This window comes from Paenarthrobacter sp. NPDC089307, from assembly GCF_040685055.1.
Classification (GTDB): Bacteria; Actinomycetota; Actinomycetes; order Actinomycetales; family Micrococcaceae; genus Arthrobacter.
The window spans coordinates 148,592-165,205 of record NZ_JBFBHE010000004.1 but is presented as its reverse complement, the minus strand read 5'-3'; the positions used below and the strand labels follow the sequence as shown (position 1 = coordinate 165,205).

At 60.4% G+C, this 16,614-nt stretch carries 13 protein-coding genes; 3 read left to right on the top strand and 10 right to left on the bottom strand.

Translation table 11 applies throughout. The features are described from left to right. Positions 1–11: 11 nt before the first annotated feature. From fdxA to typA, 3 genes are all read right to left on the bottom strand, one after another. On the bottom strand, positions 12–338 hold the full coding sequence (fdxA, locus tag AB0N72_RS11105; RefSeq protein ID WP_018776555.1) for a ferredoxin: 327 nt from the start codon (positions 336–338) through the stop codon (positions 12–14). A gap of 318 nt (positions 339–656) precedes the next feature. Next, entirely contained in the window at positions 657–1,073 is a 417-nt protein-coding gene (locus AB0N72_RS11100; protein WP_363930465.1) for a hypothetical protein, read from the bottom strand. Positions 1,074–1,108: 35 nt separating this feature from the next. Further along, positions 1,109–3,025, bottom strand: a complete 1,917-nt coding sequence (gene typA, locus AB0N72_RS11095; protein ID WP_363930464.1) for a translational GTPase TypA — start codon at positions 3,023–3,025, stop codon at positions 1,109–1,111. Positions 3,026–3,307: 282 nt separating this feature from the next. Here typA and AB0N72_RS11090 point away from each other — a divergent pair, with 282 nt between their 5' ends. Next, positions 3,308–4,150, top strand: coding sequence for an SGNH/GDSL hydrolase family protein (locus AB0N72_RS11090; protein ID WP_363930463.1), 843 nt, complete (start codon positions 3,308–3,310; stop codon positions 4,148–4,150). Between the two features lie 92 nt (positions 4,151–4,242). On the opposite strand, the gene AB0N72_RS11085 is transcribed toward AB0N72_RS11090, so the two are convergent. The 4 genes from AB0N72_RS11085 to AB0N72_RS11070 form a co-directional block, all read right to left on the bottom strand. Next, positions 4,243–5,958 (bottom strand): ABC transporter ATP-binding protein, encoded by a 1,716-nt coding sequence (locus AB0N72_RS11085; protein ID WP_363930462.1) that lies wholly within the window; start codon positions 5,956–5,958, stop codon positions 4,243–4,245. A gap of 11 nt (positions 5,959–5,969) precedes the next feature. After that, complete coding sequence (locus tag AB0N72_RS11080) at positions 5,970–6,953, bottom strand: ABC transporter permease (RefSeq protein WP_363930461.1); 984 nt, start codon at positions 6,951–6,953, stop codon at positions 5,970–5,972. After that, entirely contained in the window at positions 6,943–7,872 is a 930-nt protein-coding gene (locus AB0N72_RS11075; RefSeq protein WP_363930460.1) for an ABC transporter permease, read from the bottom strand. The genes AB0N72_RS11080 and AB0N72_RS11075 overlap by 11 nt, the downstream gene beginning before the upstream one ends. Positions 7,873–8,082: 210 nt before the next feature. After that, positions 8,083–9,720, bottom strand: coding sequence for an ABC transporter substrate-binding protein (locus AB0N72_RS11070; protein ID WP_363930459.1), 1,638 nt, complete (start codon positions 9,718–9,720; stop codon positions 8,083–8,085). 294 nt (positions 9,721–10,014) lie between these two features. Between AB0N72_RS11070 and AB0N72_RS11065 the strand changes: the two genes are divergently transcribed. After that, a complete protein-coding gene (locus tag AB0N72_RS11065; RefSeq protein ID WP_363930458.1) occupies positions 10,015–10,137 on the top strand; it encodes a hypothetical protein in 123 nt (40 codons plus the stop codon). 164 nt (positions 10,138–10,301) lie between these two features. On the opposite strand, the gene AB0N72_RS11060 is transcribed toward AB0N72_RS11065, so the two are convergent. Both AB0N72_RS11060 and ychF read right to left on the bottom strand, forming a co-directional pair. Beyond that, positions 10,302–12,833 carry a hypothetical protein gene (locus AB0N72_RS11060; protein ID WP_363930457.1) on the bottom strand — a complete coding sequence of 844 codons (2,532 nt, stop codon included), beginning with the start codon at positions 12,831–12,833 and terminating at the stop codon, positions 10,302–10,304. Positions 12,834–12,984: 151 nt separating this feature from the next. Continuing rightward, complete coding sequence (ychF, locus tag AB0N72_RS11055; RefSeq protein WP_363930456.1) at positions 12,985–14,070, bottom strand: redox-regulated ATPase YchF; 1,086 nt, start codon at positions 14,068–14,070, stop codon at positions 12,985–12,987. A gap of 111 nt (positions 14,071–14,181) precedes the next feature. Here ychF and AB0N72_RS11050 point away from each other — a divergent pair, with 111 nt between their 5' ends. Next, positions 14,182–15,414: a DNA recombination protein RmuC gene (locus AB0N72_RS11050; RefSeq protein WP_363930455.1), complete on the top strand. Its 1,233-nt coding sequence runs from the start codon at positions 14,182–14,184 to the stop codon at positions 15,412–15,414. Positions 15,415–15,507: 93 nt separating this feature from the next. Here AB0N72_RS11050 and AB0N72_RS11045 read toward each other — a convergent pair whose 3' ends face one another. Then, a complete protein-coding gene (locus AB0N72_RS11045; protein WP_363930454.1) occupies positions 15,508–16,593 on the bottom strand; it encodes a 4-hydroxy-3-methylbut-2-enyl diphosphate reductase in 1,086 nt (361 codons plus the stop codon). Positions 16,594–16,614 lie beyond the last annotated feature (21 nt).

Here is a 16,614-nt window from a genome sequence, read left to right as displayed (position 1 = left end):
TGGCAACCGTCCTAGTGGTCTTGGTTCTGCGGAGGCAGGGCTGCGATGAACGGGTGGTCCTTGCCGGTGTTCCCGATCTTGGCCGCGCCGCCCGGGGATCCGAGGTCGTCAAAGAACTCGACGTTGGCCTTGTAGTAGTCGGCCCACTCTTCCGGGGTGTCATCCTCGTAGTAGATGGCCTCTACCGGGCACACAGGTTCGCAGGCACCACAGTCGACACATTCGTCAGGGTGGATGTAGAGGGAACGCTCACCTTCGTAAATGCAGTCGACAGGGCACTCTTCAATACATGCCTTGTCCTTGACATCCACACACGGTTGCGCGATTACGTACGTCACGTCCCAGACCTCTCCACGGTTTGTCCCGGCGATGGCCGGGTAATACTGCCGGCATCATGCCGGGCACTCAACTTCTGAGCCTATTATCCAACAGTGCGATCACGCCAACCTAGCTCGCGTCTTAGTATGAAACGGTGAATCCGCCACACTTGCCTCCCCGACAATTCCTGCTCAACGCAACACCGGGCATTCGGGTAGTGGTGCGCTACAAGATCCAGGAAGGCCTCACGGACGCCTTGGGATACCTGCTGGACGCCAGCGAAACCAGCTGCACCGTACGGACGCGGACGTCCGACGTCGAAATCCCCCTTGCGATGGTCATCGCCGCGAAAGAGGTTCCGCCACCGCCGCCGCGGCGACAGGCCTCACAGCCCGAAGCCGGCTTGCCGCCACAAGCATGACCAGCGTCACTGCGCCGATCCCAAAGACCCAGACGTTTCCCACCGCGTCGCCCAACACCAGCTGCTTGGCGGGGCCGGCAGAGGACAAGAGGCCGACGGCGGCATAGCCCACCACGCCTGCCACCGCAGCCGGGACAATGGAGCGGGACCACGCCGCAAGCCACAACTGGACCGAGGCCAGCAGCAGCAAGGCGGCAGCAACGCCCCATGGGAGTTCGACGCCGGACCAGGACAGTGACTGCCGGTGCAGGGCAGTTCCTGCCGCAGCAACGAAAAGAGCCGCCGGTACGGCCGCAGCAATGCCACGGACCGTACTGGCGGCTCCCCTCTTCATTCAGCTGTTCCGGACCGGTTCAGAACCAGTGGGCGCTAGGACTTGGCGCGGGCGCGGTTGGCCTTTGCGCGCTCGTTGGAGTCCAGGATGACCTTGCGGATACGGATGGCATCCGGGGTCACCTCAACGCACTCGTCTTCACGGGCGAATTCCAGGGATTCCTCAAGGGTGAGCTCGCGCGGCGGCGTCAGGTTCTCGAAGGAGTCAGAGGAAGCTGCACGCATGTTGGTGAGCTTCTTTTCCTTGGTGATGTTGACGTCCATGTCGTCTGCGCGGGAGTTCTCGCCCACGATCATGCCCTCGTAGACCTCGGAGGTGGGCTTCACGAAGAAGGAACCGCGCTCCTGCAGGTTGATCATGGCGAACGGCGTCACGACACCGGCACGGTCAGCGATCATCGAACCGTTGGTGCGGTATTCGATGGGGCCGGCCCACGGCTCGTAGCCTTCAGAGATGGAGGCAGCGATACCGGCACCGCGGGTGTCGGTGAGGAAGCGTGTGCGGAAGCCGATGAGGCCACGCGCAGGCACGATGAACTCCATGCGGCACCAACCGGTGCCGTGGTTTGCCATGTTGGTCATGCGACCCTTGCGGGCAGCCATGAGCTGGGTGACAGCACCGAGGTATTCTTCCGGCACGTCGATGGTCATGTGTTCCATCGGCTCGTGGAGCTTGCCGTCGATGGTCTTGGTAACAACCTGCGGCTTGCCGACGGTCAGCTCGAAGCCTTCGCGACGCATCTGCTCCACCAGGATGGCCAGGGCGAGCTCGCCACGACCCTGGACTTCCCAGGCGTCGGGACGCTCGGTGGGAAGAACCTTGATGGAGACGTTACCGATGAGTTCCTTGTCCAGGCGGTCCTTCACCTGGCGGGCGGTGACCTTGGCACCCTTGACCTTGCCGGCAAGCGGCGAGGTGTTGATCCCGATGGTCATGGAGATCGCGGGATCGTCCACCGTGATGAGCGGCAGCGGCTGCGGGTTCTCGGCATCCGTGAGGGTTTCACCAATGGTGATGTCCTCGATACCTGCGACTGCAACGATTTCACCCGGACCGGCTTCTTCGGCCGGAACGCGGGTGAGTGCCTTGGTGGCCAGCAGTTCGGTGATCTTGACGTTCTTGAGCTCACCATTGGCGCGTGCCCAAGCAACGGTCTGGCCCTTGCGGAGCGTGCCGTTGTAGATACGGAGCAGGGCGAGGCGGCCAAGGAACGGCGATGCGTCCAGGTTGGTCACGTGTGCCTGCAGCACGCCCTCCGGGTTGTACGTGGGAGCGGGGATGTGCTCGATGATGGTCTTGAACAGGGGCTCAAGGTCCTCGTTCTCCGGGGCCGAGCCGTTGGCCGGCTGGTCCAAGGAAGCGCGGCCAACCTTGGCGGCGGCGTAAACAACGGGAACTTCAAGAACCTTGTCGAGGTCGAGGTCCGGAACTTCGTCCGCGAGGTCCGAAGCCAGGCCAAGGAGCAGGTCCATGGACTCATGGACAACCTCGTCGATGCGGGCGTCAGGCCGGTCGGTCTTGTTGACCAGGAGGATGACCGGCAGGTGTGCGGCAAGGGCCTTGCGGAGGACGAAGCGGGTCTGGGGCAGGGGTCCCTCGGAAGAGTCAACCAGAAGGACGACGCCGTCAACCATGGACAGGCCGCGCTCCACCTCGCCACCGAAGTCCGCGTGGCCGGGGGTGTCGATCACGTTGATGGTGATGGTCTCGCCGTTGGACGACGGGCCGTTGTAGGCAACCGTGGTGTTCTTCGCGAGGATGGTGATGCCCTTTTCGCGCTCCAGGTCACCGGAGTCCATGACGCGGTCCTCAACCTCACCGTGGGAAGCGAAGGAGTTGGTCTGCTTGAGCATGGCGTCGACCAGGGTGGTCTTACCGTGGTCAACGTGTGCGACGATCGCGACGTTGCGCAGATCGCTCCGCGACGCAGTGTTGGTGATGGTTTCAGACATGCGGTAATGACTCGATTCAGTGGTGAAGTCAGCTGTTTGTATCCGCGCGCATACCTGATCACTTGATCGGAACACACAGCGAAAAGACCCCGGGACACAGGGCACCTGCATCCAGTCTAAACGCAGATGCATTTCTGAGCCTAAAAAGCAAGCCATCAGCCCATGGATTGTGGCGGCGGTCACAGCAGGTCACGTGTTCGTAAACACAAGTCAAGATGCTGGATTTTACCGGCCGGGTGCCCCATGATTGCAGCAGAACCAGTGCCCCACGGAGACCAATCAATGCGTCAATCTTCGGCCGTGTTCCGCATGATCGCACCATTGATCGCCGTCGGCGTCCTCGTGGTCGGTTGCGGACCAAGCCCAGTGCCCAACAGTGCCCCCTCTTCATCCGTCGCGCCCGCGCCCGCCCAGACGGCGGCGTCGGATAAGCCCCTGAGGGTGGCTCCTGCGCCCAGCGCCCTGAACCTCCCGGCCGGCTCCATCTACAAAAACCCGACGAACAACCGCAACGAACTGGTCCTGGCCGACGTCCGCCACACCGCCGTGCTGATTGGCGACTCACAGGCCATGCCGGCAGGTTCCTGGCCGCAGCAAGGCATCGCTGCCCTCGGATACAAACTGCATGTTGTGGGCATGGGCGGTACCGGATACGTGGCAACCAACGGTAAGACCGGGAACTACATCGACGCCCTGCAACGCGGGGACTGGATTCTTCCCTACGGCGAACCGCCCCTGATTGTGGTGGAAGGCGGCGGTAACGATGCCACCCAGCGTGCCACGGATGCGCAGATCACCAGCAACGCCGAGCGATTGATCGCCGCCCTGGAAACCCGTTACCCGGGCTCGCGCCTCGCCATGATCGGTACCCTCTCGCGCGGCATCAGCAACGGTGGCGGTCGCCGCACGGAAGTGGACACACTCCTGGGCCGGATCGCCGCCAAGCATGGTATTCCCTTCGTCAGCGCCGGCGATTGGCTGACACGCTACGACGCCATTGGGGACCTTCAGGACGGCGTGCACTTGAGGCCCACCGGGCACGCAAAGCTGGGCGTTGCCCTGGCGCGGGAACTGACCGCGTTGGGCCTCACGGCCCGCCCTGACGGCGCCCAGCCAGCTAAGTAGGCAAACGGACCCTTAAACGGCGAGAGCCGGTGGTTCCTTTCGGGAACCACCGGCTCTTCTGCTGTCCGGGCGTTGAAAAACTACGACGCCGGTCAGGCCACCTCGGGAGGAAGCAGCAAAGAGCCGCCGGGAATGGCGTCCAGCAGTGCCTGTGTGTAGGCCTCCCGCGGGTTGTCGAAGACGTCGTCCGTGCTGCCCGTCTCCACCAGCTTGCCCTTCTGCATAACGCAGACGTGGTCAGCGATCTGTCGGACCACAGCAAGGTCGTGGGTGATGAACAAGTAGGTCAGGCCCAGGTTGTCCTGGAGGTCAGCCAACAGGTTCAGCACCTGGGCCTGGACGAGAACGTCCAGCGCGGATACGGCCTCATCGCAAATAATCACTTCAGGGTCCAGAGCGAGTGCGCGCGCGATGGCAATCCGCTGACGCTGGCCCCCCGAAAGTTCATTCGGGTACCGGCGCATGGTGGACTGCGGCAAGGCAACTTGGTCCAGCAACTCGCGTACCTTCTTCTCGCGGCTGGCTTTGGTCCCGATCTTGTGGGTCCGCAGCGGCTCTTCGATGGTCCGGAAGATGTTGTACATCGGGTCCAAGGAACCGTAGGGGTCCTGGAAGATCGGCTGCACCCTTCGGCGGAACTTGAACAGATCCTTACTGTTCAACGTGGACGTGTCCACGCCATCGAAAATGATCTTGCCGGACGTCGGCTCCAATAGGTTGAGCACCATCTGTGCCACAGTGGACTTGCCGGAGCCGGACTCCCCCACGATCGCCGTGGTGGTGCCGCGCTTGACGGAGAAGGACACTGAGTCCACAGCCTTGAAATCCGTAGTCTTGCCAATGCCTCCACGCAGCTTGAAGACCTTGGTGAGGTTCTCCACCTTGAGGACTTCCTCGGGAAGCGCCTTCTCGACCGTGACCGGCTCGGAGGGAGCCAATAGCTCATCAGACTCGATGCCCTGTTCCTTCGCAACCTGGATTCGTCGTGAAGCCAGAGACGGCGCAGACGAAACCAAACGCTTGGTGTAGGGGTGCCTCGGGTTGCGGAGCAGCTCCAGCGACGGACCGGCCTCCACGACTTGTCCCTTGTACATCACCACTACCTTGTTGGCACGCTCGGCGGCAAGGCCGAGGTCGTGGGTGATCAGCAGTACGGCGGTACCCAGTTCCGAAGTCATCTTGTCCAAGTGATCCAGGATCTGGCGCTGGACTGTCACGTCCAGGGCAGACGTGGGTTCATCCGCGATCAGCAGACGCGGCTGGCAGGAGAGGCCGATTGCGATGAGCGCGCGCTGGCGCATACCACCCGAGAACTCGTGCGGGTACTGCTTGGCCCGTCGTGAGGCATCCGGGAGTCCAGCCTCGGACAACACCTTGGCGACATCGTCCGGTCCGGAAGGAAGACCATTGGCCTTCAACGTCTCCTTGACCTGAAAACCGATCTTCCATACAGGATTCAGGTTGGACATGGGGTCCTGCGGAACCATACCGATGGAGTTTCCGCGGAGCTCAATCATCCGCTTTTCGCTGGCGTGGGCAATGTCCTCACCGTCGAAAAGGATCTCTCCGGCGGCTACGCGTCCGTTGCCCGGCAACAGACCAATGGCGGCCAGAGCCGACGTCGACTTGCCCGAACCGGACTCTCCCACAATCGCCACCGTTTCACCGGGCATGACGGTGAAGTGCGCATTTCGAACAGCGTTCACCTCACCGTTGCTGGTGGCGAAGTTGATGGCCAGATTCTTGATCTCCAGCAACGGACGATCAAAGCCAGCTGGTTCTTCCTTGATGTGAACTGCAGAGTTCATTGCTTGGCCTTTCATCGTTTGCGCGCTTTCGGGTCCAGGGCATCACGGAGGGCATCGCCCAGCATGATGAAACTCAAGACAGTAATCGAAAGAGCGATTGCCGGGTACAGCAACGGCATGGGGTTGGAGCGCAACGATGCCTGTGCTGCCTGGATGTCGTTGCCCCACGACATCACGCTCGGTGGGAGACCGATGCCGAGGAACGACAGGGTGGATTCTGCCACGATGAAGGTACCCAGTGAGATGGTGGCCACCACGATGATTGGAGCCAGAGAGTTGGGCAGCACATGGCGGAGCAAAGACCGGAAGCGCGAAACGCCCAAGGACCTGGCCGCCATCACGAAGTCCGCGTTTCGTACCTCGATAACGGCGCCCCTGGTGATGCGCGCAATTTGCGGCCACCCGAAAGTGATCAAAATGAGAATAAGCGTCCAGACAGTCCGGTTGGCACGGAAAACGGGGAGCTGCATCATGACAATTGCGCCGAGGATCAGCGGCAGGGCAAAGAAGATGTCAGTCAGCCGAGCCAGCAGTGCGTCGGCCCAACCACCGTAGTAGCCAGCGAGTGCACCAACGGTTCCACCGAAAACGACTACTCCCAGGGTGGTGAACAGGCCGACCGTCACAGAGGATCGTGTTCCGAAGATCACGCGCGCATAGACGTCACAGCCCTGCTTGTTGAAGCCGAGAGGGTGGCCACTGACTGGTCCGCCGTTTGAGTTGGCCAGCTGGCAGGCTTCACCGGAAGGGTCAATCGGGGAGAACAGACCGGGAAACAGTGAGACGACGACAACGGCGAGAATCATGATGGCCGAAATAATGAAGAGCGGCTGCTTGCGCAGGTTCTTCCACGCCTCTCCCCAAAGGCTGGATGGCGCCTGGTCCTCTTTCACCTTGTCGGTCGCTTGCAGGGGCGTCTCTTCGAGGTCCGCAACGAAGTGCTCGATGTGACGCGGGGCTGTACCCTGCCCCGTCAGGTTGTTATCAGGAGTCATAGCGGATCCTCGGGTCAAGCCAGGCATACAGAAGGTCAACAATCAGGTTCGAGACACAGTAAACAAGGACCAAAACTGTGACGATGGATACCACGGTAGGTCCTTCCCCGGAGAGAACTGCCCGGTACAACCTGTTGCCAACACCGGGAACATTGAAAATGCCCTCGGTAACGATGGCACCACCCATAAGGGCGCCCAGGTCGGCACCAAGGAACGTGACGACCGGGATCAAGGAATTTCGCAGGATGTGTACGTTGACGACTCGAAAGCGTGAGAGCCCTTTGGCCGTGGCTGTCCGAACGTAATCAGCATTCATGTTCTCTATGACGCTGGTCCTGGTTAGCCGGAGGACGTAGGCGAACGACGCCAGACCGAGGACGATCGCAGGAAGGATGAGGTCTTGAACGGTCGCGGCTGAACTAACGGTAGGTTTGGCCCACCCCAATTGGACGCCGATGAAAAACTGAAGAAGGAACCCGAGAACGAAGATCGGAATACCGATGACGATCAGCGAGGCGATCAGTACAGTTCCGTCAAAAAGCTTCCCCTTACGGAGTCCAGCAATAAGACCAAAAGCAATCCCGAAGACGCCTTCAAAGATGAGCGCCATGATCGCCAAGCGGGCCGTTACCGGGAACACCTCACCCAGGACCGCAGCGATCGGGCGGCCGGAGAAGTCTTGGCCGAGATCAAAAGTAAAGATGCTCTTGAGGTAGAGCAAGTATTGAACGATAAACGGCTGGTCAAGGTTGTATTGGGCCCTGAGTTTCGCCGCAACTGCTTCATTGACGGGTTTGTCCCCAAAAAGTGCAGCAATAGGGTCACCCGGGAGGCTGAAGACCAGGAAGTACACAAGGAGCGTCGCCCCCAGGAAAACGGGAATCAGCTGGAGGAATCGTTTCAGGATGTATGTGGCCATTACCGCGATACCTCCCGGACAACGGGCACCCGATCCAAGGGTGCAGCGGAGTTGTTCATCGAAGAACCTTTTCGTTCGATGTGCAGGAGTTCCCGATCAAGGTCCAAGGATCTCTGCACAAGGACGCCCAACCGGAGTTGGGCGTCATTGATGTGAAACGCGATACGGCGGCGGCAACGCTCAATGAGCGCCCCCGCCGCCGATCGTCATTTACTTGCCAGTGATGTTGTAGTACAGCGGGACGCCGTCCCAGCCGTAGTCAACATTCGTGACGCCAGTGCTCCAGCCACCCTGTGACACCTGGTACCACAGCGGGATAGCCGGCAGGTCCTGAAGGAGAATTTCCTGCGCCTTGTTCATGGCCTTGTTGCCCTCTGCAACCGAAGGAGCGGAGAGGCCGTCGGAGATGGCCTTGTCAAAGGCCGGGTTCTCGTAACGAGCATCGTTCGATCCGGCACCGGTCTTGTAGATCGGTCCCAGGAAGTTGTACAGCGACGGGTAGTCTGCCTGCCAACCTGCACGGATTGAACCGGTCAACTTACCGGACGTTGCGAGGTCGCGGGCTTCCTTGAAGGTAGCGAACGGGAGACCCTCTGCCTTGATGCCGAGGTTGTTCTTCAGCTGGTTGGTAACAGCCTCAACCCATGCCTTGTGGCCACCCTTGTCAGCGTTGTACGCGATGGTGAAGACAGTGTTCGGGTCCCACTTCTGAATAGCGTCTGCCTTGGCCCAGAGATCCTTGGCCTTGGCGGCGTCGAACTTGAGGTTATCGGAACCTGGGATGCTGTCGCTGTAGCCGTCCAGAACCGGAGCCGTGAAGTCCTTGGCGGGCTGGCGGCCACCGCTGAAGATCACCTTGGTGATCTCTTCACGGTTCATGGCCATGGAGATCGCCTGGCGGCGCAGCTTGCCAGCTTCACCGCTCCACTCAGGGAGGTATTCCGGGATGGCGATGGTCTGGTTGCCGGCGTACGGCTTCTCGATGAAGCGATCGCCGAGGTCCGACTTGAAGTTCGCGAGGGCGCTGGTCGGGATCGTCTGGAGGATGTCCAGGTTGTTGCCCAGGAGGTCCTGGTACGCGGCATCATCGTTCTGGAAAATCTTGAACGTCACGCCACCGTTCTTTGCCTTGCGCGGACCGTTGTAGTCGGCGTTCGGAACGAGCTGGATCTGCACGTTGTGCTGCCAGCCATTCTCGGCCATCTTGTACGGGCCGTTGCCTACAGGCTTTTCGCCGTAGGTCTTCGGATCTGCAAGTGCTGCGGCAGGGACCGGCATGAAGGCTGTGTAGCCAAGTCGCAACGGCCAGTCGGATTCGGGCTGCTTGAGCTCAACAGTGAAAGTGGTGTCGTCGACAACTTTCAGGCCCGACATGGTGTCGACCGTTGAACCTTTCGCGCTGGTCTCGTCGTAGCCCTTGATGCTCTCAAAGAACGTTGCGCTCAGCTGAGCGTTCTTTGCCGCGGCACCATAGTTCCAGGAGTCAACAAACGTCTTGGCCGTAATGGCTTCGCCGTTCGTGAATTTCTGGTCCTTCTTGATCTTGATGGTGAAGTTCTTCGCGTCAGGCGCCTCAATGGACTCAGCCAGTTCGTTAACCGGCTTGCCGGAGGGGTCGTAGCTGACGAGACCGGAGAAGATCAACGTCGCGATCTTTCCTCCGCCGACCTCGTTGATGTCCGCCGGCATCAGCGGCCGCTGCGGTTCTGAACCGTCAGCGATGATGACCTTGTTGGGGTTTCCTCCGGATGCGCCGGAGTCGTTGTTGCCGCCGCCGCCGCAACCGGTCACTGCGAGGGCGATGATCGCCGCTACGCCTAGAGCTTTGGAAGTGCGCGAGAAACGCATTCCGCCTCCTATGAGTCAGGGAGTTGAGCAGGGGAAGGTTCGTGGTTTCCCCCAGGCACAGCACAGTTTCCTACTGTGACGTTGCCTACATGTGAGTGTAAGCCTACCCACATTGCGTCCGGATGTTGGAACATGCTGGCCAAACTGTAACCGTTCCGCAACCTCTAGATGCCTAAAACGCCGGGAATTTCAAGTCAAACGTTACTCGGTGGTAGCATTCGCTGTCTGACAGCAGGACAGGAGGAGTTTTGGGCGTGCATCACCCGTGCGCAGAGGGCCCATTAGGCTTGGCGCATGTCTACTGATGAAGAGAAGGACCCTCCTGTACCGGCCGACGTCGAGGGAAAAATTCCCAAGAAGGTCCACGACGTCCCGGATGAGAATGAAACCTCGGCCGAGAAGCCCAACGGCTCCTAGACACCACGCGGCCACGGCCCCGGGTCAACAGCAAAGGCCGCACGCCATGAAGTGGTGGTACTTCATGGCGTACGGCCTGATGGGATGCGGGTCCGGCTTTGGCTCTTTACTGGACGTTGAAGCGGAACTTCTGTCGTGTCAGAGACCGCCAGGGTTCCACGGGCTTAGTAATTGTTGAATGACAGCTTTACTTTGCCATCTTCCAGGCTGACATTGGCGCTCAGGGACACTGAGGTGGTGTCCGTTGTGGTTTTCCAATCCGACGTTCCGAACCCATAGGAGTTGTCCTTTTCATAGGTGACGGTCGCTTTACCGGGAGTCTCTGTGCGGACACGCCAAGGCGAAGTGCCGTAGCCCTTGCTCACAACAAACGTGGGCTTGGTGGTGAGTGCCCAGCGGAAGTTCTTTGTATAGCGCGATGAACTGTAGCTGTCCAACGGGCAGTTGGCCGGCCTGGCCTCGGTGGACTTTACGCACTCAGCCAGATAGGCGTCGATTTGGGCCATCACCTCCGACTTCAAGGCCTCGGAAGCTTCCACCTTAAGGTCGGCCACAGATGAAGTTGAAACGGCGCCGATACTCACCGTCGCCGTCTGCTTCTGGGCCGTCAGGTATTTCTCCGAGGGAGGCAACTCCACCGTGTACTCGCCGGGCCACGCGGGGTAGGTAACGGAGCGGCTGTCGGAAAGGTTGACATCAACTGACTGTCCGTTGATCAAGACCGTCTTCACTGGGGTGTCCGAGGAGATGCGCAGGTTCCGTGGAGGCGCAGACTCCATAACCCAGTGGTCATCCAAAAACTCCGGGTTGGACTTACGCAAACGATAGGTCGTTTGCTGTTTCCGGCCGTCCTGGTACGTATCGGCAACCACGGTGGCTTTGTCATCGGAGATATTCGTCGACACGATGTCGAACCTGTCGATGCGCTTGCCCGCCTTGGAATAGATCTCGTCGGAGAGAAGAACCCGCTGATCATTGGCAACGCCGGGATCGGCGATGGCCATCGCTTTGGACGCCTCGCCGCTCTGCAGTGCCTGGAGGTAGTTGGCTACGGCTTTGTCGGGTCCATTGTTGCCCTTGATCACCTCGACAGCGATAAATCCACCGACAATCAGTACAACGGCGAGACCGGCTGCCCCCAAAATCAGGCCAAGCTTGCGCTTCGCCTGGGCGGTCATGGGCTCTCTCGGTGCCAGTGCGGGGTGGGCTCCAGCGGCAGCCGTCCCGGTTGGTTCGTCAACGGATACACCGGCAACCGGTTCACCAACGGCTCGCTGGACAGGAGCGATCTTGTAAGCCAAGGGCAATGGGACGTACCTGGACAATTGAGGTGCCAGATAGCGCGCCGAAACTTCCGTCGCGACGCCCCACAGCAACAGGAAGAACGGCGTCCACCAGGCCAGCGTCATGCTGACGGCGGCCGAAGCCAAAGACCCGGCGTCGAACGTCCCTGTCACGCCAGTGAGCCACGTCATCAGTGTCCCAACAACGAGGAAGGCTGCAGGGAGCATCACCCAGTCGGTGATCTTGGTGCTCACCACCGGTCCCCGCCGCAGGTACCAGAAGACGGAAGCCACCACGACGGAAATCAGCGCCAGCAGAAGCATCAACCACCCTGCCCATCCCGGGACGCCGAACTGGGTGAGTGCATTTCCAAATCCAAAGCTGATGTCCGAACCTGAAGAATTGGACGAAGAGGACATGCTTGAACCGGAACTCCAAGTGCGGCTGACGGCACTCAGATGGCCCAAGCCGAACATGAAAAAGCCTGCCGTTGGCGCCCACAAAGGCGATGAGAGCGAGGCCTGCCATCCGGACTTGATGCCAATGGCAATTACCAAAACGGGAATCGCAATGGCGAGGAATACACCATAATGAACGGCCACAGTTTCAAAGGCCCGGCCAATTGCAGCACGCAGACCACTGCGGCCGGAGGCACGTGGGGTACCTGACGCGCGCCCGAAATATGCAGCAAGAGTTCCCAAGATCAGCGCAAACGCCACAGAGCCAAAGGTCACGGCTCCGATCGGGCTGATCTTCACATTGGGAATTGGCAGGTTTACGGCCGATATCGCCCCGATGATATTGACCAAGAGAGTGAAGACAAGGCCTGCTGTCGCTGCCTCGACCCAGAATCCGGCTGTGGATCGAGCTGCGGAGCGCTTGGCTGAAAACCGTGCGGCAAAAAACAGGACCGCACCCGAGATGGCCGTCAGCAAGAGTGGAACAGCAAAGAATGACGCCGATCCGTGCACACTTCCGATGAACGGGATGGTCGCGTCGATGCTCGAGCCAAGCGCGCCAAGCTGGCTCATGACCACCAACTGAACAGCTAATTGGCCCATCAGGGACCACAGGGACGGCATTGTGCTGTCTCCCGACACCATCGAATTGGACGGTATTTCGGTGTTGCCGCCGTTGCTAACGGCTATACCTATCAAAGCCAGAATCAGAAAGAGCAGTGCCGTGATGAGAAGGGCCACATAGGAAACAGCTCCCACCAAGGCCCCGGGAATCAGTGTCTTGAAGTCAAAAGAAGTGGCAAGAGTGGATACCGCCGAATTCTTAGCCCCGGACTCGTTGTGGCCGGTCTTCTCCGTGTCAGGGGTCGATGGGCTGTAAGGCCCAGGATTGTTCGGGTCGGTATTTTGCGGCGGACCACCATGCGCGGCAGGTGGGTGATTCGATTCGGTCATAACAATTTCCCCCTATTGTTTTTATGCTGCTCATGATGCCATGGCCCGACGCATCCCATGCCGTTGTCATATCGCGCGGAATGCCTCGGGAAAACACCATGAAAAATGCCGCCCTCCGTTTAGTTGGCGCGGCACTCTTCCATATAAAAATCTAGACGTTGAAGCGGAACTCCACCACATCGCCGTCGGCCATCACGTACTCTTTGCCTTCGATGCGGACCTTGCCGCGGGCCTTTGCCTCGGCCATGGAACCGGCATCAATGAGATCATCGAAGGAGACGACTTCGGCCTTGATGAATCCGCGCTGGAAGTCCGAGTGGATCACGCCGGCGGCCTGGGGCGCAGTATCGCCCTGCCGGATGGTCCATGCACGGGTTTCCTTGGGACCGGCCGTGAGGTAGGTCTGCAGGCCCAGGGTGTGGAAACCGACGCGTGCCAGCTGATCAAGGCCGGATTCGGACTGGCCGTTCATCTCCAGCATCTCGCGGGCTTCTTCCTCGTCCAGTTCCACGAGGTCGGATTCGAGCTTGGCGTCCAGGAAGACGGCGTCGGCGGGGGCCACGAGCGCACGCAGTTCCTCCTGCTTCGCGGGGTCGCCAAGGATGCCCTCATCCGCGTTGAAGACGTAGATGAACGGCTTGGCCGTCAGGAGTCCCAGCTCCTTGAGGTGGCCCATTTCGAGCTTGTCGCTCTTGATGGAGGAGAAGATGGTGTCGCCACGTTCCAGCACGGCCTGCGCGGCCTTGATGGCAGCCAGCTCCGCTGCTTCGCGCTTCTTGATCTTGACTTCTTTTTCGATGCGCGGGATGGCGTTTTCGATGGTCTGAAGGTCAGCCAGAATCAGCTCGGTGTTGATGGTCTCCATGTCCGAGCGCGGATCCACCTTGCCGTCGACGTGGATGACGTCGGGGTCGTCAAAGACGCGGACAACCTGGGCGATGGCTTCGGCCTCGCGGATGTTGGCCAGGAACTTGTTGCCCAGGCCCTCACCCTCGGACGCACCCTTCACGATGCCGGCGATGTCCACGAAGGACACCGGAGCGGGCAGCAACTTCTGCGAACCGAAGATCTCAGCCAGCTTGGCCAGCCGGGGGTCCGGAAGATTCACGACGCCAACGTTGGGCTCGATCGTAGCGAACGGGTAGTTCGCAGCGAGCACCTGGTTGCGGGTCAGTGCGTTGAAAAGGGTTGATTTGCCGACGTTGGGCAGTCCGACGATGCCAATAGTAAGAGCCACGAGCATTGATTCTACCCGTTGGAAGCGCCTCCCCGCTTGTCCAGGTCTGCCGGCAGGGCCGGTACCGGGCGCCTCGCTAAAACTGTCGTACCCCTGTGACAGGGTTGCCTCATGGATGGATTTGGATTGGTTTTGGCACTTCTGATGCTGCTGATTGGTGCCGCGGTGGGTCTCGCCGCTGGCTATGTTGTGTTCCGACGCCGGGGCGCCGGGTTGGAAGAAGACTTCGACGCCGTTTCGTCACGGCTTTCAGAGGTGACGGCGCAGTTGGCAGCCGCCGACGCCGAGCGGCGGCTTTTGTTTACGCAGAACCGCGAGCTGACTGCGGCCAGGAACTCCGATGGCAGTGTCCTGCGTGCCCTCGCCCCCGTCGCGGAGAAACTGACAGCGGTGCAGCAGCAAGTGTCCTTGCTGGAACGCGACCGCGTAGAGCAATACGGTCAGCTTGCCCAGCAGCTTCAGGACGCACGCCTTTCGGATGAACAGCTCCTCAGGTCAACGCACGCACTGGCCTCAGCCCTCCGTTCCAACAGTGCTCGCGGCCAGTGGGGCGAAGTCCAACTCCGTCGGGTTGTGGAGGCATCGGGGATGCTGCGGCACGTGGACTTCCACGAACAGGTGCATTCGGGCAAGACCGAGAACTCGCTGCGGCCGGACCTCGTCGTTCAGCTGCCCGGAGGCAAGCAACTGGTGGTGGATGCCAAGGTCCCGCTGGGTTCCTACCTTGCCGCCCAGGAACAGCTCCATGGCGACGGGTCCTTCGGAGAATCGGTAACCCCTGCCAGCAATCAGGACTCCAAAACGCTCCTGACACTGCACGCCAAGGCACTAAAGGCCCACATTGATGCTTTGGCCGCCAAGAAGTATTGGGATATTCCGGGGAACTCCCCCGAGCTGGTGATCTGTTTCCTCCCGGCGGAATCCATCCTGGCATCTGCCCTTGAAGCAGACCCCGCACTGCTGGAGCATGCCTTGTCCCGGAACGTGGTGCTGGCCTCGCCCGGAACACTGCTGGCCGTCCTCAAATCCGTGGCCTTTACCTGGCGGCAGGATGTCCTTACTGACAGCGCCCACGAGCTCTTCGAACTCGCCAAGCAGCTCTACGAGCGCATGGGTACCCTCGGCGAAAATGTCAGCAAGCTGGGAAGCTCCCTTAAGACATCGGTGGATCGCTACAACGCCATGGTGGGAACCCTGGAGGCCCGAGTCCTCCCGACAGCCCGCAAACTGAACACCATGGACGACGCTGGCCTCATAGCCTCGCCATCAGTTGAAGCCGTCCCCCGGGCCTTGGCAGCGCCTGAACTGCTTGAAGACAGGGAAGACCACGACTCTGCAGCTTAATCGAACAGACCCGTAGCGGGCCGCCCGGTGGACGGCCCGCTACGGGTCAACGTTTGGTTCCAGCTGCGTTGGCGGCAGCCATTGAGCCCGGCGCTAGGACGTAGGCCGGTTTCCCCGGCCGCCGAGTGCGCGGCTCACATCGCCGGCCTTCTTGAGGGTTGCCCGCAGTTCCTTGGGCAGCGAGAAGAGGAGGTCTTCCTCCGCCGTAACAACTTCCTGCACCTCGCCGTAGCCGTAGTCGGCGAGCAGTCGCAGGACGTCCTGCACCAGGACCTCCGGAACCGAGGCACCGGACGTGACACCAACGGTGGCCACGCCCTCGAACCATGCTTCGTCCACTTCGTTGGCGAAGTCCACACGATACGAACTCTTGGCTCCATATTCGAGGGCAACTTCAACCAGGCGCACCGAATTGGAGGAGTTTGCTGAACCCACCACGATCACCAGGTCAGCCTGGGGAGCAATCTTCTTGATGGCCACCTGACGGTTGGTGGTGGCGTAGCAGATATCGTCGCTGGGCGGATCCTGCAACGTTGGGAACCGGTCCTTTAACAGGCGCACAGTTTCCATGGTCTCGTCCACGCTGAGCGTTGTCTGCGAGAGCCAGATGGTCTTCTCAGGGTCGCGGACGGTGACCTTATCGACCTCGTGCGGCCCGTTGATGATCTGGATGTGCTCGGGCGCTTCGCCGGCCGTTCCTTCGACCTCTTCATGGCCTTCGTGGCCGATTAGCAGGATGTCATAGTCGTCCTTGGCGAACCGCACAGCTTCACGGTGAACCTTGGTGACCAAGGGGCACGTGGCATCGATGGTGCGAAGTCCACGGTCCTCAGCCGACTGGACTACCGCTGGGGAAACGCCGTGCGCAGAGAAAATCACCAGGGCGCCCTCGGGAACCTCGTCGGTTTCCTCCACAAAGATGGCGCCTTGTTCTTCCAAGGAACTGACCACGTGGACGTTGTGGACGATCTGTTTCCGGACGTAGACCGGAGGTCCGTAGTGCTCAAGGGCCTTCTCAACAGCAATGACCGCCCGGTCAACACCGGCGCAGTAGCCGCGCGGAGCTGCCAGCAGGACCTTCTTGGGACTCGTAACGGGGGCCGCCGCCTGTACCTCTTCCGGAGATCGCCGTCTGCGGGGCACCGTGGGCATAGGAATGGAGACTGCTGTGCTGGTCATGCTTCCATGCTACCGGCCCGG